The organism is Methylobrevis pamukkalensis (assembly GCF_001720135.1).
GTDB lineage: Bacteria > Pseudomonadota > Alphaproteobacteria > Rhizobiales > Pleomorphomonadaceae > Methylobrevis > Methylobrevis pamukkalensis.
The window spans coordinates 1-15,557 of the sequence record NZ_MCRJ01000105.1; the positions used below are offsets into that span (position 1 = coordinate 1).

The window sequence follows — 15,557 nt, forward strand, 5'->3', positions numbered from 1 at the left end:
CCTTGACGATCACCGTCACGAGCAGGATGGCCACGCCGAAATTGCCGGCAAGCTTGAACAGGAAGTCGATCAGGCCGAACATCGGCTTGGTCAGCCAGTAGAACCAGCCCCAGTCGATCAAGCGATCGAAGTTGCGGATCTGGTGCTGCTCGGCATAGGCGTCGATCTTGGCCACTTCCTTGGCGCCGGCAAACAGCAGCGTGCTGTTGGTCGCGGTCGCGCCGGGGGCGACGTCGAGCGCGCCGCCGAGATAGTCGGCCTGATAGGTCTCGGTGCCGTTGCGGGCGGTGTAGAGGTAGCGCGGCTGGAAGGCCTCGGCCTTGTCGGGCACCAGCACGGCCGCCCAGTACTTGTCGGTCATGCCGACCCAGCCGTCGGTGGCCGACTTCGGCTTGAACTCGCCGTCGTCCTTCAGCGTGCCATACTGGACCTCGTTGAGGCCGGCCTCGCCGTAGACGCCGATCATGCCCTCGTGGAGCACGTAGGTGGCGGCGCTCGCCGGCAGGGTGTGGCGCTGGACGAAGCCGTAGGGGAACAGCGCGACCGGAGCCGTGCCGCTGTTCACGACCTCGTCGGCGATCGTGAACATGTAGTCGTCGTCGATGGAAATCGTGCGCCGGAACAGAAGGCCGGCGCCGTTGTCGAAGGTGAGGACCACCGGGGTCGTGGGCGTCAGCTTCGCGCCCTCGGGCGCGGTCCACAGCGTGTCGGCCTTCGGCACGATCACGTTCGAGCCGGCCGGCACGGCATAGCCGACCTCGGCCACATAGCCCGCGGTGCTGTCGGACGGGCTCAGCAGCGTCACCTTGGGCGACGTCGGGTCGACGGTGACGTGGTAGCGGTTGAGTTCGACGTCGTCGATGCGGGCGCCGCGCAGATTGATCGAGCCGGTGATCGCCGCGTTCTCGACCGGAACGCGCGGGCTGGCCGCGATCGCCTCGTCCCGGGGCTTCAGCGCGCCAGCGACAGCCGTGCCGGGCGCGCGGCAACCCCGCCGCCGGCCTGCGGCGTGGCCGAGGTGGCGGGCGATCCGGGCGTGCCGGGTGTCTGGGTCTGCGCGGCCTGTTGCTGCTGCTGGGCCTCATAGGCCAGGCGCTGCTGCTCGGCCTGCGGCAGGGCATAGAGGAACTGCCAGCCGAGCATGATCGCTACGGACAGGATCAGCGCGATCACCATATTGCGGTTGTCAGACATCGGGGCGTCTTTCGCTCTCTCTGGCAGACTCTGTCGCCGCGTCGGTCCGGCGGCGTGGATCGTGGGCCTTGCGGGCCGCGCGCAGTGCGCTCAGCAGGTCGTTGACGAGATCGGCGAAGGGCACGGTCAGGGCCGCGCGGCGCCCGATCAGCACGTGATCGATCCCCTCGGCGGCAACCGCCGCGCCATGCAGGCGGACCGCCTCGCGCAGACGTCGGCGGATGCGGTTGCGCTCCACCGAGTTGCCGATCTTCTTCGTCACCGTGTATCCGAACCGGGCCGCGCCGTCCGCTTCCGGACCACGCGGCATCGATTGCAGCAAAAAGCCGCGCCGGGGCGTGCGGGCACCCCGGGCGACCTTCAGGAATTCGGCGCGTTTCTTGAGCCTGTTCATCAGCGTGGGCGGGGTCGTAGCGTCATTGTCGCGTCCGGCCACCCGAGCGCCGGATCAGGCCGACAGGCGCTTGCGGCCGCGGGCGCGGCGGGCGGCGATGACGTTGCGACCGCCGACAGTGGCCATGCGGGCGCGGAAACCGTGACGACGCTTGCGCACGAGCTTCGAGGGCTGATAAGTCCGCTTCATTCTTCGTCTCCGCCGGCGGCGGCCCTTTGGTTGACTGCGAGGCACCACGACGGGCCGCACGCGGCGCTCCGTCGGACCTCGAGAGGATCAAGGATCGGGAACAAGGCCAGAAACGCTTTTCGCACGCCGAAGACGCCGCGAAAGCCGGCTCCCGTCCCATTCGAGCCCGGCTTATACGGGAGAGGGCCGCCTGCCGTCAACGCGGCAAAGCCCGCGCCGACGGAAAATCCGCTGGCCCTGCCCCGCGCGACGACGCCCGCGCTGCCCACACGACGTTCACACGGGACCGCGAGAGCCGCCCGACCGCGCATCACAAGCCGGTGACGCACCGCGCGAGCGCCTTGCGGGCGGGTCCGGATCGGTGCAAGCCAGAAGCGAACAGCCGCCGGACGGCGCCGGATCGTCCGGCGTCCGCAATCGCGGCCACGGGGCGGGCGGGATGCATGCCGACAGCGGACATCACGATCTGGCGCCTCGCGGGCAGGTGCCCGAACAGGCGCCCCGCATGAGCGCATCGCAGCGCCTGCGCAGCCTCGCCCGGCTGTGGCCGATCCTCGTCATCGTCGGCGCCCTCGTGCTGTTTCTCGCCCTTGGTGGCCACCGTCAGCTGTCGCTCGAAGCGCTGGTGGAGAACCGCCGCCATCTCGGCGAGATCGTCACGGCGCATTTCTGGCTGGCGCTCGCCGGCTACGCCCTTGTCTATCTCGTGGCGACCTCGGTCTCCATTCCCGGCCTTGCGGTGCTCACCATCGCCGGCGGCCTGCTGTTCGGCTGGATCGTCGCCGGCTTCGTGGTGATCGTGGCGGCGACGGCCGGCGCCAGCGTGCTGTTCCTCGTCGCGCGGACGTCTCTCGGCGCCACCTTGCGCGAAAAGGCGGGGCCGCGTCTGGCGCGTTTCACCGAGGGCTTTCGCAAGGATGCCTGGTCCTATCTCCTGTTCCTGCGGCTCGTGCCGATCTTCCCCTTCTGGGTGGTCAATCTTGCCCCGGCGCTCGCCGGCGTGCCGTTCGGCGTGTTCCTCGCCACCACGGCGCTCGGCATCGCGCCCGGCACCTTCGCCTTCACGCTGATCGGCTCCGGCCTCGATTCAGTGGTCGAGGCCCAGATCGCCGCGCAGCCGGGCTGCCTCGACGATCCGGCCTGCGTGCCGACGATCGACCCGGGCGCCCTGCTCACCCCGCAACTCGTCGCCGCCTTTGTCGCGCTCGGCGTGATCGCCCTTCTTCCCGTCGTCATCCGCGCGGTCAAGAACCGCCGCCACCGGAGTTCACCGCCATGACGACGCTGACGCCCGACATCTGCATTATCGGCGCCGGGTCCGCCGGCCTCACGGTGGCGGCGGCCGCCTGCGCCTTCGGCGTGGAGGTGGTGCTGATCGAGGAGGCCGCCATGGGCGGCGACTGCCTCAACACCGGCTGCGTGCCTTCCAAGGCGCTGATCGCCGCCGCCCATCACGCCGAGAATTTCCGCCGCGCGCCGCTGTTCGGCATCGACGGCGGGGCGCCCCGCGCCGATCTCGCAAAGGTCCGCGACCATGTGCGCGGCGTGATCGCCGGGATTGCCCCGCACGATTCGGCCGAGCGCTTCGAGGGGCTCGGCGCCACTGTGATCCGCGCCTCCGCCCGCTTCACCGGTCCGGACACGGTGGTGGCGGGCGAGGCGACCATCCGGGCGCGCCGCTTCGTGATCGCCAGCGGTTCGCGCGCCGCGGTGCCGCCGGTCCCGGGCCTTGGCGACGTGCCGTATCTCACCAACGAGACCGTGTTCGATCTCGGCGTGCTGCCGGAGCATCTGCTGGTGATCGGCGGCGGACCGATCGGCCTCGAACTGGCGCAGGCCTTCCGCCGGCTCGGCGCCGCGGTGACCGTGGTCGAGTCCGGCACGCCCTTCAAGCACGAGGATGCCGATCTTGCGGCCATCGTGCGCGGCGCGCTCGACGCCGAGGGGGTCGGGATCGTCGAGCAGGCGAAGGTGCTGTCCGTGGCGCCGGCCGAGGGTGGCGGCATCCGGCTGACGCTGGAGGCGGGCGGCGAAACCCGGGATCTCGCCGGCTCGCACCTGCTGGTGGCCACCGGACGCAGCGCGCGGATCGACGGCCTGGCCCTCGAGGCGGCCGGCGTCGAGGCCAGCCCCGCCGGAATCAAGGTCGATTCCGGCCTGCGCACGTCGAACCGGCGGATCTATGCCATCGGCGACTGCGTGGCCGGCTCGTTCCGCTTCACCCACTGGGCCGGCTATCACGCCGGGCTCGCGGTGCGCGCGATCCTGTTCCGCCTGCCGATCCGCGAGAACCGGACGATCCTGCCCTATTGCACCTACACCGATCCCGAGATCGGCCGGGTCGGACTGGACGAGGCCAGCGCCCGTGCGCGTTTCGGGGCGGCGGTGCGCGTGCTGGACGCGCCGTTTTCGGGCAACGACCGGGCCCGGGCGGAGCGGCGCTGCGACGGGCTGCTCAGGATCGTGGTCGGACGGCGCGGCAGGATCCTCGGCGCGGCCTGCGCCGGGCCGGGCGCGGGCGAGATCCTGTCGCTGTTCGCGGTGGCGATCGCCGGCGGGCTGACGGTGCAACACCTCGCGTCAACCGTGTTCCCCTACCCCACGCTCTCGGAGATCGCAAAGCGCGCGGCGCTCACCTATTATGCCGATGCGCCGGCCAATCCGTGGGTGCGGCGGATCGTGCGCCTGCTGCGGCGCTTCGGCTGACCGCGCCGCTCGATTAACAATTGTGAGGAATTCCGGCCTCTGCCGCTTTTCCGGCGAAGTCGGCGTATCTAGATCACGGATCGGATGCCGGCTTCGGGCCGGCAGGGGAATGACGGACGACCAGAGCATGACCGAGGCCGGACCAGGGGCCGACACCACGCGCGCCGGTGCCACCCGCGACGAGACGCTCCGCTCCGGCGCGGCACGGCCCGAGGACGCACGGCCCGTGCCGCCGCGGTCCGGGGCGGCACGGCCCGGGACCAGCGGCGCCGATGGCGACGCGCCGCCGGTCCGCTTCGGCCTGTCCGCGCGCCTGCTCGTGCTCACCATCCTGTTCGTGATGATCAGCGAGGTGCTGATCTACGTGCCGTCGATCGCCAACTACCACCGGACCATTCTCGAGGCGCGCCTGCACAACGCGCTGATCGCCAGCCGCTCGCTGATGCTGGTGCCGGCCGAGCAGCAGCTGCCGCAGGACATGCAGAGCACCCTTCTGGAAGAGCTGGGCGGCTACGCCATCGCCGTCAAGGATTCGGGCATGAAGCGGCTGCTGGCGATCACCCCGCAGCCGCCGACCGTGGACCGGGTGCTCAACATCGACGACCTCGACGCGGTGGCCTCGATCGGGGCTGCCTTCGACACGCTGGTGCGCGGCGGCGACCGGACCATCCGCCTCTATGGCCCCTTCCCCGGCTCTCCCGACCAGACCGTCGAATTCGTCTTTCCCGAAAAGCCGCTGCGCGACCGGATGCTGACCTTCTCGGCCAACATCCTGCTCCTGTCGCTGGTGATCTCCTGCCTTACCGCCAGCCTCGTCTATCTCGCCCTGCAGCGGCTGCTGATCCGGCCGATGCAGCGGATCGGGCGCGCGGTGCGCCGCTTCACCGAGGATCCGGAGAACCCGGCCACCCTCTTGCAGCCGACCGGGCGCACCGACGAGATCGGTGCCGCCGAACACGGCCTTGCCTCCATGCAGCTGCGGCTGCAGGAGATGCTCAAGCAGCAGCGGCATCTCGCCGATCTCGGCCTTGCCGTCTCCAAGATCAACCACGACCTGCGCAACATGCTCGCCTCGGCGCAGCTCGTCTCCGACCGTCTCGCCATGGTGTCGGACCCGACCGTGCAGCGGGTGGCGCCCAAGCTGATCGCCGCCCTCGACCGCGCCATCACCTACTGCCAGTCGGTGCTCGCCTATGGCCGGGCACAGGAGCAGCCGCCGGCGCGCCGCCTCGTGGCCCTGCGCCGGCTCTGCGCCGACGTCGGCGAGACCACCGGGGTTGCCGGCCACGGCGCGATCGAGTGGGTCAATGCGGTGGCCGAGGATGTGGAGGTCGACTGCGATCCCGACCAGATCTCGCGGGTGCTGGTGAACCTCGTGCGCAACGCTGCCCAGGCACTGGAGGCAACGACCGGCGAGGCGCTGGTGCGCCGCCTGACGCTTTCGGCCGAGCGGGTCGGCTCGGTGGTGCGCATCCGCGTGTCCGACACCGGGCCGGGCCTTGCGGAAAAGGCCCGCGAAAGCCTGTTCAAGGCCTTCCAGGGCTCCGTGCGGCGTGGCGGCACCGGCCTCGGCCTTGCCATCTCCGCCGAACTGGTGCGCGCCCACGGCGGCTCGATCACCCTGCTCGACATCACCCCCGGCGCGACCTTCGAGGTGGAAATCCCCGACCGCCCCGTGCAGCTGCGCGACGTGCTCCGCTCGCGGGCCTCGTAGGGCGCAGCAAAACCTTGGCCGGACAGCAAGGCACGGCGGCCGGTCTTTCGAAAAGTCGCAGCGCAGGCGACTAGGGGCTTGCAATCCCCCGCATGAGCCATTATTGGTCCGATCCCGTCCGGAGGCGTTGCCCTCGGACACCCGGCAGCGCCGGTTTCGCGGATCAGATTCGCGACAAACCGGACACACGTCGGCATGCGCGCCCGTAGCTCAGCTGGATAGAGCACCAGACTACGAATCTGGGGGTCAGGAGTTCGAATCTCTTCGGGCGCGCCATTTTTTCTCAACGAATTCTCCGAACTGGTGACGAGGCCCTCTCCGGGGGCCGCGCTGTGACGCGTCCCGGCACCGACGGTTTCGGCGTGCATGTTGGCGACGCCGACGGTGGCAGGGCGCGGCGGGGACGGCATCGATGGCCGCAACGTGTCCCCGCCGGCGGCGGCGGAAAATCCGCCCGGCCTCTGCTGTCGGCCGGGCGGTGGTGGTCAGGGGCGACCGGTCAGGCCGGATATTCCTTCGACTTGAAGGAGAGATGCCGGACGCCCTCCGGCGCGTCGGCGATCTTGCGGATGTCGCCCCAGGTCTGCTTGTAGTTGGGGATGATCAGCTCGTTCGTCCCGGCGTTGACCACGTTGCCCTGCACGCCCGAGGGGTAGGCGAACAGCATGAAGGTCTCGCCGCGCCGCGCCGTCGGGGTCGGGTAGGCCATCGCCTGGGTCGAGCCGGCGTCGTTGAACACCTCCACCAGATCACCCTCCTTCACGCCGAGCCCGGTCATGTCGTCCGGGTTCATCTCGATGAAGGGATAGGGCCAGCGGTCCATCACCAGTTCGTTCTGGACGTCGTAATAGGCCGACTGCCAGACGAGGTTCGCGCGCCCGTTGTTGATGAGGAACTTGTACTTCGCCTTCTGCTCCTCCTTGCCCGGCGCCTGCAGGCCGCGCCAGGGCGCGTCCATGAAGCGGGCCTTGCCGTCGTCGGTGGAGAAGACGCCGTCGGTGTAGAGCCGCGCCGTGCCGACGATCCTGCCGTCCTCGAAGCCGGTCGCCGGTTCCTGGAAGCCGTTGGTGCCCATCGCCCGCAGCCGTTCGTAGCTGACGTGCGCGCCGCCGTGCGCGTTGCCGACATAGCCGTCGACGAAGGCGTCTTCCTCGGTCTTCCAGTCGAAGCCCTTGAACTGGTCGGCATAGGCGGTGTCGCCGGCCTCGCGCAGGACACGCTCCATGTGGTTGGCGAGGCGGGCGGCGATCAGGCAGTCCGGCATGGCGTTGCCCGGCGGGTCCATGTAGCGCTCGGTGATGCGCATCCGCCGTTCGCCGTTCATCGAGGTGAGGTTCATCTCGCCCGAGGTCGCCGCCGGCAGGATCACGTGAGCGGCCTCGCCGATCTTCGTCGGGACGATGTCGACGTCGACGGAGAACAGGCCGCCCGCCTTGATCGCCGCGACGATGGCGTCGACCATCGCCTGGCGGTCGCCGTAGGGCACGGCGTTCATGGCGTCCTTCACCATGTCGGTCCGCTTCTTGTAGACGGTCTTGTACTGCAGCGCGTTGAGCGTGGTCTTGTAGTGGTCGCAGGCCCAGATGTGGTGGACGCCGCCCTTGCCCTCGATCAGCAGCTTGTCGACGTAGGCGGCGGGCTTGCCGACGTGGCTGTCGCCGGGGCGGACATAGCCTTCCTGGTGCCCGCCGAGACGGACGACGCCGCCGCCGAGCTGGCCGACGTTGCCGGTGGCGAGGGCGATGTTCACCAGCGCGCCGTTGGTGCGGTAGTTGTCGTTGCCCCAGATCAGGCCCTTCTCGTAGCCGAACATGGTGCGGCGACGCTTGCCGCCCTCCTTCGGCTTCGCGATCCACTCGGCGGCCTTGACGATGTCCTTGGGGCTAAGGCCCGTGATCGCGGCGGCATCCTCGATCGACATGCGGTTGCCTTCGAGGGCGCCCTCGAAGCTGGTCAGGTGGCCGGGGCTGGAGTCCGCGCTGCCGCGGGCCGGATACATCGGCGGTCGCGCCTTGGCTTCCCGCAGTGCTGGCGTCGATGAAGGCCCGGTCCGTCCAGCCCTGGTCGGCGATGTGGGTGAAGATCGCGTTGAACAGCGCAAGGTCGGTGCCGGAGTTGATGGCGAGGTGGAGCACGTTCTCCTTGCCCGCCTCGACCTCGCAGGCGTTGACCGTCACCGTCCGGCGGGGATCGACGATGATGATCTTCGCCGGGGCGTGCGGCTCGTCCGGCATCATCGTCCGCTTCTTGTCGAGGCTCGTGCCGCGCAGGTTCGGCACCCAGTGGTTCAGGAAGTAGTTGGTCTGGGTCTCCAGCGCGTTGGTGCCGACGGCGACGATGGTGTCGGCGAGCTCGGCGTCCTCGTAGGCGTTGTTGAGTTCGCCGACCCCCATGTCGCGGGTGCCGTGGACCTCGGAGTTGTAGGCCGGGCGGTTGTGGATGCGGATGTTCTTCACCTTCATGGCGCCGAAGTAGAGCTTGCCGGTGCCCCAGGTGTTCTCGTAGCCGCCGCCGGCGCCGCCGTGGTCGAAGGCCGAGACGATCAGGCCGTCCTCGCCCTGGTCCTTGATCACCGCCGCCGTGACGCGGGCGACGAGGTCGAGCGCGTCCTCCCAGGAGGTCGGCTGCATCTGGCCGTAGCGCCAGACGAGCGGGTCGGTGAGCCGCTGGAGCTGGGTGTTGCGGGCGCGGGAGTACATCGTCTCCGCCATGCGTGCGCCGCGCACGGAGCCGAGACCGGAGTTCACCACGCAGCCCGCATCGGGCTTGATGACGAGGTGGACGTCGCGGCCATCCTGCTTGACCACGTTGTACATGGACGGCGCATACCAGGCCTCGGTGTCGGCCCCTTGCTGGACCGCGAGATCGACGCCGAACGTGTTCTCGCCGGGCGCGGTGCTGCCCTGCGTGTTGGCGTCCCAGGAATATGCCTTGTAGCCGCAGCCGACGATGCAGAAGTGGCAGACGACGGTCTGCTCCCTGGCGTTCGCCGGAATGATCGGAAGGCGGTCGATCTGACGCTTGTAGGCCATGGTCGTTCCTCCCTCAGAGCACGTTGGACAGGCGGCCGTGGAGAAGCTCGTCGACGCCCTCGGCGTAGATGTCGCCCTTCTCGTCGACGCGCATGGCGTATTGCGGCAGGTTCTGCGTGGCATGCCCCCAGACCTGCTGGCCGCCGGCCTCGCAGTCGAAGCGCGAGTAATGGCCCGGGCAGTTGAGCGTCCGGTCGGCGGCGTTGAAGTTGAGCAGATAGCCCTTGTGCGGGCAGAGCGTGGTGAAGCCGACGATGTCCCCGTCGGGACCGACGCCGCCGGGCACGGCCCGTCCGAGCTTGATCAGCACGCCGGGCGCGTCGTCGTCCGGATAGGCGACGTCGAACGCCTCGTCGACCTTGAGGTCGGCGATGTTCGCAAGGCGGTTCGACGGATAGCTGACGCGGGCGAGCGGCGTCGCGGCCCTCGCCTCCGGCGCCGGCAGCGTGACGATCGCCGTCGCCGCCCCGACGGTCGCGACGCCGGCGCCGCGCAGGAACTGGCGGCGGCCGATGTCGACGAGCGTGTCGCATCTTTTCATGGATGTCCTCCCTCGGGATCTTCCGTCCCGGAGACGACGTTTCAATCGCCGTGCCAGCCGGCGCCCGGCGAAAACGGCGCAATACCGGGGCGGGCGGCGGGGCGATGTTCGGAAATCCGAACCGACGGCGGTGCAGCAGGTCCGGGAACCCGGACGCCTTCAGGCGCGGCGGATCGCCCCCTCGAGGGTCGTCGCTGCGGCCACGGTGTTCGAGATCGTCCCGTACTTGCGGACGTTGGTGTGAAGCAATTCGAGCCGCTGGTCGCTCTCGTCGGTGTCGACGATCAGTTCGTAGTCGATGGACACCATCCGCGGCGGGGAATCCTGCCGGATGCCATGCAGCAGCACCTCCACCCCGCGGAGGTCGAAGTGCAGCATGGGCGCCACCCGCTCGATCCCCTTGATCATGCAGGCTGCCACGGCCGCCAGAAGCAATTCGGCCGGGTTGAAGGCGTCGGGTCGCCCCGCGACGTCCGTGTCGAGCGTGATCGCCGCCGACCGTGTCTCCGCCCGGCTGCCATGGGCATCCAGCCGGCGTGCCTTGACGTGGTATTCGAGCATCTCTCCGCCTCCTGTGTCCGGTTCGTCGGCCCTTCAGACGGATCAGGTCTCGCGGCCGTCGATCTCGAGCTTCTTCATCTTCTCCCACAGCGTGGTGCGGGAGATGCCGAGGGCCTCGGCGGTGGCGAGGATCTCGCCGCCCGTGAGATGGAGCGCGCGGTGGATGTGGCGTTTCTCGGCCTCCCGGCGGATCGCCTCCAGGGAGGGCATGCGGTCCGCCCCGGCGGTCTCGGCCCAGCGTTCCGGGAAGAGGTCGCCCGGGCTGATCCACGGGCCGAGCGAGAGGGCGACGGCCCGCTCGACGCGGTTGCGCAGCTCGCGGACGTTGCCGGGCCAGGGATGGGCGAGCGCCGCGTCCTCGGCGAGGGCGCTGACGCCGGAGAGGTCCGATCCCGTCGCGGCGACCGTGTCGGCGACGAAACGGTCGAGCAGCCAGCGCACATCCTCCGGGCGGTCGCGGAGAGGCGGCAGATCGACGGCGATGACGGCGACCCGGTAGTAGAGATCCTCGCGGAAGCGGCCCTCCTTGACGAGGGTCGCGAGGTCCGCGTTTGTGGCGGCCATCACCCGGGCCCTGAACGGCAGGGCCTCCTCGCCGCCGACGCGGTGGAAGGTCCGGTCCTCCAGCAGCCGCAGCAACTTCGCCTGGAGAGGCAGCGTGAGGTCGCCGATCTCGTCGAGGAACAGCGTCCCCTGCCCGGCGCGCTCCGCATAGCCGAGGTGACGCTGGGTCGCCCCGGTGAAGGCGCCGCGCTCGTGGCCGAAGAGCTCCGCCTCCATCAGGTCCGCCGGGATCGCCGCGCAGTTGACGGCCATGAACGGCAGGGCGGGCTGCCCGAGCCCGTGGAGAAAGCGCGCGGCGACCTCCTTGCCCGATCCGGTCTCGCCGGTCAGGAGCACCGTCGTCCGCCCCCTGGCGAGCCGGCGGAGCGTGCGCTCGACCGCCAGCATCGGCCGGGAGACTCCGAGCACCCCGGCCGCGCCGTCCTGGCGCGGCGGCAGCACCGACGCCAGGCGCTTCAGGAAGTCGCCCATCTCGAAGGGCTTCAGCACATAGTCGCCGGCGCCGCTGCGCAGGAGGCGGACGGCCTGGTCGACGTCGCCGTGGCCCGTGATGAACAGGAAGGGTGGCGGGTCCGGCCGCGCGACGATGTCGCGGAAGACCTCTTCCCCGGAAATGTCCGGCAGGCGCAGGTCGCAGACGACGGACTCGGGCCGCTCGCGCCGCATGCCGCCCAGCGCCTCGCGGCCGCCCTGCCACCAGCGCACCGTCGCTCCCTCGATGGTCAGTCGCTGCACCAGGGATTCGCCCATGATGGGGTCGTCCTCGACGAGGTCGATGATCCGCCTTCAAGCGACATGGAGAACCTCCGGGGCCGCGTCTCCGGCCGCCATCGGGATGGTGATGGTGATCCGGGCCCCCCCGAGCGTCGAGGTGCCCGCGGCCAGCGAGCCGCCGAGATCGCGCACCATGCGGGACGTGATGACGAGGCCGAGGCCGCTGCGGTCGGTGGTCGGCTTCAGGCCACCCTTGAGGATCTGTTCGGCGTCCTCGGGCAGGCCGGGGCCATCGTCCTCGATGCTCGCGGTGAAGCTCGCCCCCTGCGCGCCGACCGTCATCCGCACCGTGCCGCCCTCCGGCGCGGCCCGGCAGGCGTTGAGCAGCACGTTGAGGAGGACCTGACGAAGCTGGAAGGCGTCGATCGGCACGTCCGTGTCGAGACGGCCGCTGAAATCGAGTGCAAGTTGCTTCCGCCCCGCCTCCGGCCGGACCAGGATGCGCAGATCGTCGATGTCGGCCTGCCTGAGGGGCCGGAGCTCACGGTCGGGACGATAGGTCGCGAGCGTCGTCCGCACGACGTCGCGGATGCCTTTCAGGCCGCGATCCAGAAGGTCGACCGACCCCTTGCGGATCGCGGCCTTGTCGCCGTGGACCCTGAGGGTGTCGAGCGCGTTGAAGAGCCCGCCGAGAGGATTGTTGATCTCGTGCGCCATGCCGGAGGCGAGCCGGCCGAGGCTGGCGAGCCGCTCCTCCTCGGCCGCGCGGGCGAGCAGGGCGTCGCGTTCGCCGATCGCCAGGGCCAGCGCATTGTAGCTCCGGAACAGGCGGCCCACCTCCGTGCCCGGCGCCGGGATCATGGCGGCCGGGATCGGCGAGACCGGACCGTCGAGCGCCTGCGTCAGATGCGTGCCGAGCATGCGGATCGGGCGCACCATCCGGCGGACCGCGATCGAGCCGAGGGCGGCGGCCGCCAGCGTGACGGCCGCGTTCGACGCGAGGAGCGTGTAGAAGACCCCGCGACGCTCCTCCAGGATCGGTGCGGCATCGATCGCCACCAGGATCGAGCCGACCTCGCGGCCCTCCACCGTCAGCGTGCGACGGGCATAGGCGCGCGCCTCCTCCTCGTCGACGTGGGCGGCGTCGGCGGCGACGTCGTCCGGCTGTGACGGCGCGGGGGAGCCGATCGGAAAGCGGCGGGGATCCGAGGCGGCGAGCACGGTGCCGCGGTCATCAAGGACGATGGTCTCCAGCGGCCGCACGGCGGCATAGAGACCCCGTGCACGATCGAGGATGTCGAACACCTCCCAGGGATCCTCCCGCAGGACCGGGTCGACGAGCGACGACGCCAGCCCGTCGAGATAGGCGTCGGTCAGGTCGGACAGTTGACGTTCCTGGACCTCCTGGAGCCGCGACAGCACGCGCTCGGACGCCACGGCGCCGACCGCGATCATCAGAATCGCGACCAGCAGCGGGATCCGGATGGCGAGCGGCAGTGCCCCGAGACGTCTCACCCGAGCCTCCTGACGCTCTCCATGGCGACGCGGATCGGCTCGAAGAAGCCGGGCTGTTCCAGGGCGAAGCCGTCCAGACGGAGGAGGTCGAGGACGGCCGTCCCCTCGGCATTGCCGGGCATCCGCATCAGGGCGTTGCGAAGCGCGTCCGTCTTCGCCGACGCGGCGTAGGCGAGCGGGCAGGCGATCGGCGGGAAGGGATTCCAGCCGGAGGCCCGGACGATTGCGGTCCGCGCGACGAGATCCGGCGACACCTCTTTCAGCACTTCGTAGACGTAGCCGTCGACCGACCCGGAGGCGGCAAGGCCCGAGGCCACCGCGCGGACGACGTTGCGGTGCGAATAGGTGAAGAGCGTGCGGCCGAAGAAGGTCTCGGGCCGCTCGTCCATGGCCGCGAGTTCGGCCGCCGTGACGAGGAAGCCGGAGTTGGAATCGGGATCGGAGAAGGCGTGGACTTCGCCTTCGAGGTCTCCGATCGCCCGGGCCGCTCGGCCGGACGCGACGATCAGATAGGACTGGTAGAGCGGCCGCCCGCGCCAGACGGGGACGGCGACAAGCGACAGGCGGTCGCGGAAGGCGACATAGGGATAGCCGCAGATCCAGGCGGCATCGAGTTCGCCGGACACGAGGAGCGTCGTGATCTCCTGGTAGGTGCGCCGGGTGACGAGTTCCACCGGGTAGCCGGTGGCCGTGCCGAGATAGGTCTCGAGGCGGGCGAGCAGTTCGAGGTCGGACGACAGGAAGACGGGGGTGAGGCCGAAGCGGAGCGTGCCCGGCTGCGCAGCGGACGCATGCCTCGTCGCGGCCAGAGCGGCCATGCCAAGGGCGACCGCACGCCGGGTCGGGCGATGCCGGCGTTGCATCGGCTGTCCTCCCTACGGGGCGGAGCCAGGTCCACGGCCCGCCGTTCCGTCCACACGATACGCCTTCGGCGCTTGATGTCCACGTCGCAGCACGCGTCGGGCCGACTTTGATGCCCGACGGAAAATCGTCGGCAAGCCGGCTGCGGCGCGCGCGCCCGAACAACGGGCCGACGCATGCATTGAGGAAGACCGGCAACCGGGTGATCCCGGCACGGCGCGCCCGACGGCCGTCCGCGCAGGGGCAGCCTCGGCGGGTCGCTGGTCGGGCAGCCGAGGCTGCCCGGGAACGCAAGCCAACCGGAGGACGAGACGATGAAGAGCGGATTGGGCAGCGAAGATGGCACGACCCCGGATCTGGAGATTTCCCTGGAGACGGTCTGCTTCATCATCATGAAGGCCCGCCAGTTCGACGTGAAGGAAGCCGCCTCCGAACCGGATCCCGGCTCCAACCCCACGGACGACAACGACCGTGCCGTCCTGCAGGATCATGCGGACGATCCTGTGCAGGAGGAGCTGGTCTCGCTGATCTCGCAGCTTTCCGACGACGAGAAGGTCGACCTCGTCGCCCTGATGTGGCTCGGGCGGGACGGCTCCGATGCAAGCGACTGGGCGGACCTGCGCCGGCAGGCCGCGGAGGCGCGCACGGCCAGCACGGCCCGGTATCTCATGGGCGAGCCGCTGCTCGCCGACCACCTGGCCGCCGGCCTCGACGCCCTCGGCCTGTCCTGCGCCGATTTCGAGGCCGAGCATCTGTAAGGCGGCGCACCGGGTGGTCCGGCGCCGCTTCCGGGACTTGATCCACGTCAAGGAAAGACGCCGGCAGAAGGCGTTTGCTGACGTCCTTGCCGGAGTGCGCCGGATCGGGCGATGCAAGGCAGACGGCGCGTCTTCCAGACGCGGTCGGCCAGCCAGGAACCGGGATTGGCGAAGACGTCCGGCAGGCTGTTCCGCCGTCCTGCGGCCCTGTCGTTTCGGGGACACCGCAAGGTGGAAGGGCGGAGCAGCAGCACCTGCGACATCTGTCCAACTCCAAGGAGATCCGCCATGGCTGACGTTGCCACCAAACTGCCCGTCACGAAATCCGCCGCTCCTGCGACCACCGACGTGCCTTTCGAAAATCTCCGCCGCGAGATCGATCGGCTGTTCGATGACCTTCGCCCGTTCGACTGGCGCCTGCCTTCGAAGGTGTTCGGCCTCGAGGTCCCGCGCATCTCCCGCGCCGAATGGCAGGTCGCGCCGGCCATGGATCTCGTCGAGAAGGACGACAGCTACGAGATCACCGCGGAACTGCCCGGTCTCGACGAGACCAATGTCGAGATCAAGCTCTCCAACCGCACGCTGACGATCAAGGGCGAGAAGAGCGAGGAGAAGGAAGACAAGCAGAAGGACTACTATCTGTCCGAGCGCCGCTACGGATCGTTCCAGCGCAGCTTCCAGCTTCCCGACGGTGTCGACGCCGACAGGATCGACGCCAGCTTCGCCAAGGGCGTGCTCACGGTGAAGCTGCCCAAGACCGCCGACGCGAAGAACGCCGAGAAGAAGATCGAGGTCAAGGCAGCGTGACGGCAGG

14 protein-coding genes, 1 tRNA gene and 1 pseudogene are annotated in these 15,557 nt (G+C 69.7%); 6 read left to right on the forward strand and 10 right to left on the reverse strand.

The annotated features are described in order from the left end of the window. From yidC to rpmH, 4 genes are all read right to left on the reverse strand, one after another. A partial coding sequence (gene yidC, locus A6302_RS15750) for a membrane protein insertase YidC (protein ID WP_169833611.1) occupies positions 1-1,030 on the reverse strand: 1,030 nt, incomplete at its 3' end. Continuing rightward, entirely contained in the window at positions 952-1,194 is a 243-nt protein-coding gene (locus tag A6302_RS15755; protein WP_141703838.1) for a hypothetical protein, read from the reverse strand. The genes yidC and A6302_RS15755, both read right to left, overlap by 79 nt. Further along, positions 1,187-1,630 carry a ribonuclease P protein component gene (rnpA, locus tag A6302_RS15760; RefSeq protein WP_245294099.1) on the reverse strand — a complete coding sequence of 148 codons (444 nt, stop codon included), beginning with the start codon at positions 1,628-1,630 and terminating at the stop codon, positions 1,187-1,189. Before rnpA ends, A6302_RS15755 begins: the two co-directional genes overlap by 8 nt. A 12-nt stretch (positions 1,631-1,642) precedes the next feature. Further along, positions 1,643-1,777, reverse strand: coding sequence for a 50S ribosomal protein L34 (gene rpmH, locus A6302_RS15765; protein ID WP_058600041.1), 135 nt, complete (start codon positions 1,775-1,777; stop codon positions 1,643-1,645). A 505-nt stretch (positions 1,778-2,282) separates the two neighbouring features. Between rpmH and A6302_RS15770 the strand changes: the two genes are divergently transcribed. The 4 genes from A6302_RS15770 (at position 2,283) to A6302_RS15785 (ending at position 6,473) form a co-directional block, all read left to right on the forward strand. Continuing rightward, positions 2,283-3,056, forward strand: a complete 774-nt coding sequence (locus A6302_RS15770) for a TVP38/TMEM64 family protein (RefSeq protein WP_069307843.1) — start codon at positions 2,283-2,285, stop codon at positions 3,054-3,056. Further along, positions 3,053-4,483: a dihydrolipoyl dehydrogenase family protein gene (locus tag A6302_RS15775; RefSeq protein WP_069307844.1), complete on the forward strand. Its 1,431-nt coding sequence runs from the start codon at positions 3,053-3,055 to the stop codon at positions 4,481-4,483. Before A6302_RS15770 ends, A6302_RS15775 begins: the two co-directional genes overlap by 4 nt. A 127-nt stretch (positions 4,484-4,610) precedes the next feature. Next, on the forward strand, positions 4,611-6,197 hold the full coding sequence (locus A6302_RS15780; protein WP_083255830.1) for a sensor histidine kinase: 1,587 nt from the start codon (positions 4,611-4,613) through the stop codon (positions 6,195-6,197). 199 nt (positions 6,198-6,396) lie between these two features. Then, positions 6,397-6,473, forward strand: a tRNA-Arg gene (locus tag A6302_RS15785). 223 nt (positions 6,474-6,696) lie between these two features. Here A6302_RS15785 and A6302_RS15790 read toward each other — a convergent pair. From A6302_RS15790 to A6302_RS15815, 6 genes and pseudogenes are all read right to left on the reverse strand, one after another. Beyond that, positions 6,697-9,229: pseudogene (locus A6302_RS15790) on the reverse strand (arsenate reductase (azurin) large subunit). Between the two features lie 13 nt (positions 9,230-9,242). Beyond that, the gene (locus tag A6302_RS15795; RefSeq protein WP_069307845.1) at positions 9,243-9,770 is read right to left on the reverse strand and encodes an arsenate reductase (azurin) small subunit; all 528 of its coding nucleotides are present in this window, start codon (positions 9,768-9,770) and stop codon (positions 9,243-9,245) included. 159 nt (positions 9,771-9,929) lie between these two features. After that, positions 9,930-10,331 (reverse strand): OsmC family protein, encoded by a 402-nt coding sequence (locus A6302_RS15800; protein ID WP_069307846.1) that lies wholly within the window; start codon positions 10,329-10,331, stop codon positions 9,930-9,932. Between the two features lie 42 nt (positions 10,332-10,373). Then, positions 10,374-11,645: a sigma-54-dependent transcriptional regulator gene (locus A6302_RS15805; protein ID WP_069307847.1), complete on the reverse strand. Its 1,272-nt coding sequence runs from the start codon at positions 11,643-11,645 to the stop codon at positions 10,374-10,376. Positions 11,646-11,681: 36 nt separating this feature from the next. Continuing rightward, entirely contained in the window at positions 11,682-13,124 is a 1,443-nt protein-coding gene (locus tag A6302_RS15810) for a sensor histidine kinase (protein ID WP_069307848.1), read from the reverse strand. Continuing rightward, the gene (locus tag A6302_RS15815; RefSeq protein WP_069307849.1) at positions 13,121-13,987 is read right to left on the reverse strand and encodes a substrate-binding domain-containing protein; all 867 of its coding nucleotides are present in this window, start codon (positions 13,985-13,987) and stop codon (positions 13,121-13,123) included. Before A6302_RS15815 ends, A6302_RS15810 begins: the two co-directional genes overlap by 4 nt. 312 nt (positions 13,988-14,299) lie before the next feature. Here A6302_RS15815 and A6302_RS15820 point away from each other — a divergent pair, with 312 nt between their 5' ends. Then, positions 14,300-14,743, forward strand: a complete 444-nt coding sequence (locus tag A6302_RS15820) for a DUF3775 domain-containing protein (RefSeq protein ID WP_069307850.1) — start codon at positions 14,300-14,302, stop codon at positions 14,741-14,743. Between the two features lie 288 nt (positions 14,744-15,031). After that, positions 15,032-15,550 carry an Hsp20/alpha crystallin family protein gene (locus A6302_RS15825; protein WP_069307851.1) on the forward strand — a complete coding sequence of 173 codons (519 nt, stop codon included), beginning with the start codon at positions 15,032-15,034 and terminating at the stop codon, positions 15,548-15,550. The last annotated feature ends 7 nt before the right edge of the window (positions 15,551-15,557 follow it).

What these genes read in the sequence shown, in the direction of transcription:
- A6302_RS15755 (WP_141703838.1), bottom strand. Translation starts at nt 1,194, where the DNA reads ATGTCTGACAACCGCAATATGGTGATCGCGCTGATCCTGTCCGTAGCG.
- rpmH (WP_058600041.1), bottom strand. Translation starts at nt 1,777, where the DNA reads ATGAAGCGGACTTATCAGCCCTCGAAGCTCGTGCGCAAGCGTCGTCAC.
- A6302_RS15770 (WP_069307843.1), top strand. Translation starts at nt 2,283, where the DNA reads ATGAGCGCATCGCAGCGCCTGCGCAGCCTCGCCCGGCTGTGGCCGATC.
- A6302_RS15775 (WP_069307844.1), top strand. Translation starts at nt 3,053, where the DNA reads ATGACGACGCTGACGCCCGACATCTGCATTATCGGCGCCGGGTCCGCC.
- A6302_RS15780 (WP_083255830.1), top strand. Translation starts at nt 4,611, where the DNA reads ATGACCGAGGCCGGACCAGGGGCCGACACCACGCGCGCCGGTGCCACC.
- A6302_RS15795 (WP_069307845.1), bottom strand. Translation starts at nt 9,770, where the DNA reads ATGAAAAGATGCGACACGCTCGTCGACATCGGCCGCCGCCAGTTCCTG.
- A6302_RS15800 (WP_069307846.1), bottom strand. Translation starts at nt 10,331, where the DNA reads ATGCTCGAATACCACGTCAAGGCACGCCGGCTGGATGCCCATGGCAGC.
- A6302_RS15805 (WP_069307847.1), bottom strand. Translation starts at nt 11,645, where the DNA reads ATGGGCGAATCCCTGGTGCAGCGACTGACCATCGAGGGAGCGACGGTG.
- A6302_RS15815 (WP_069307849.1), bottom strand. Translation starts at nt 13,987, where the DNA reads ATGCAACGCCGGCATCGCCCGACCCGGCGTGCGGTCGCCCTTGGCATG.
- A6302_RS15820 (WP_069307850.1), top strand. Translation starts at nt 14,300, where the DNA reads ATGAAGAGCGGATTGGGCAGCGAAGATGGCACGACCCCGGATCTGGAG.
- A6302_RS15825 (WP_069307851.1), top strand. Translation starts at nt 15,032, where the DNA reads ATGGCTGACGTTGCCACCAAACTGCCCGTCACGAAATCCGCCGCTCCT.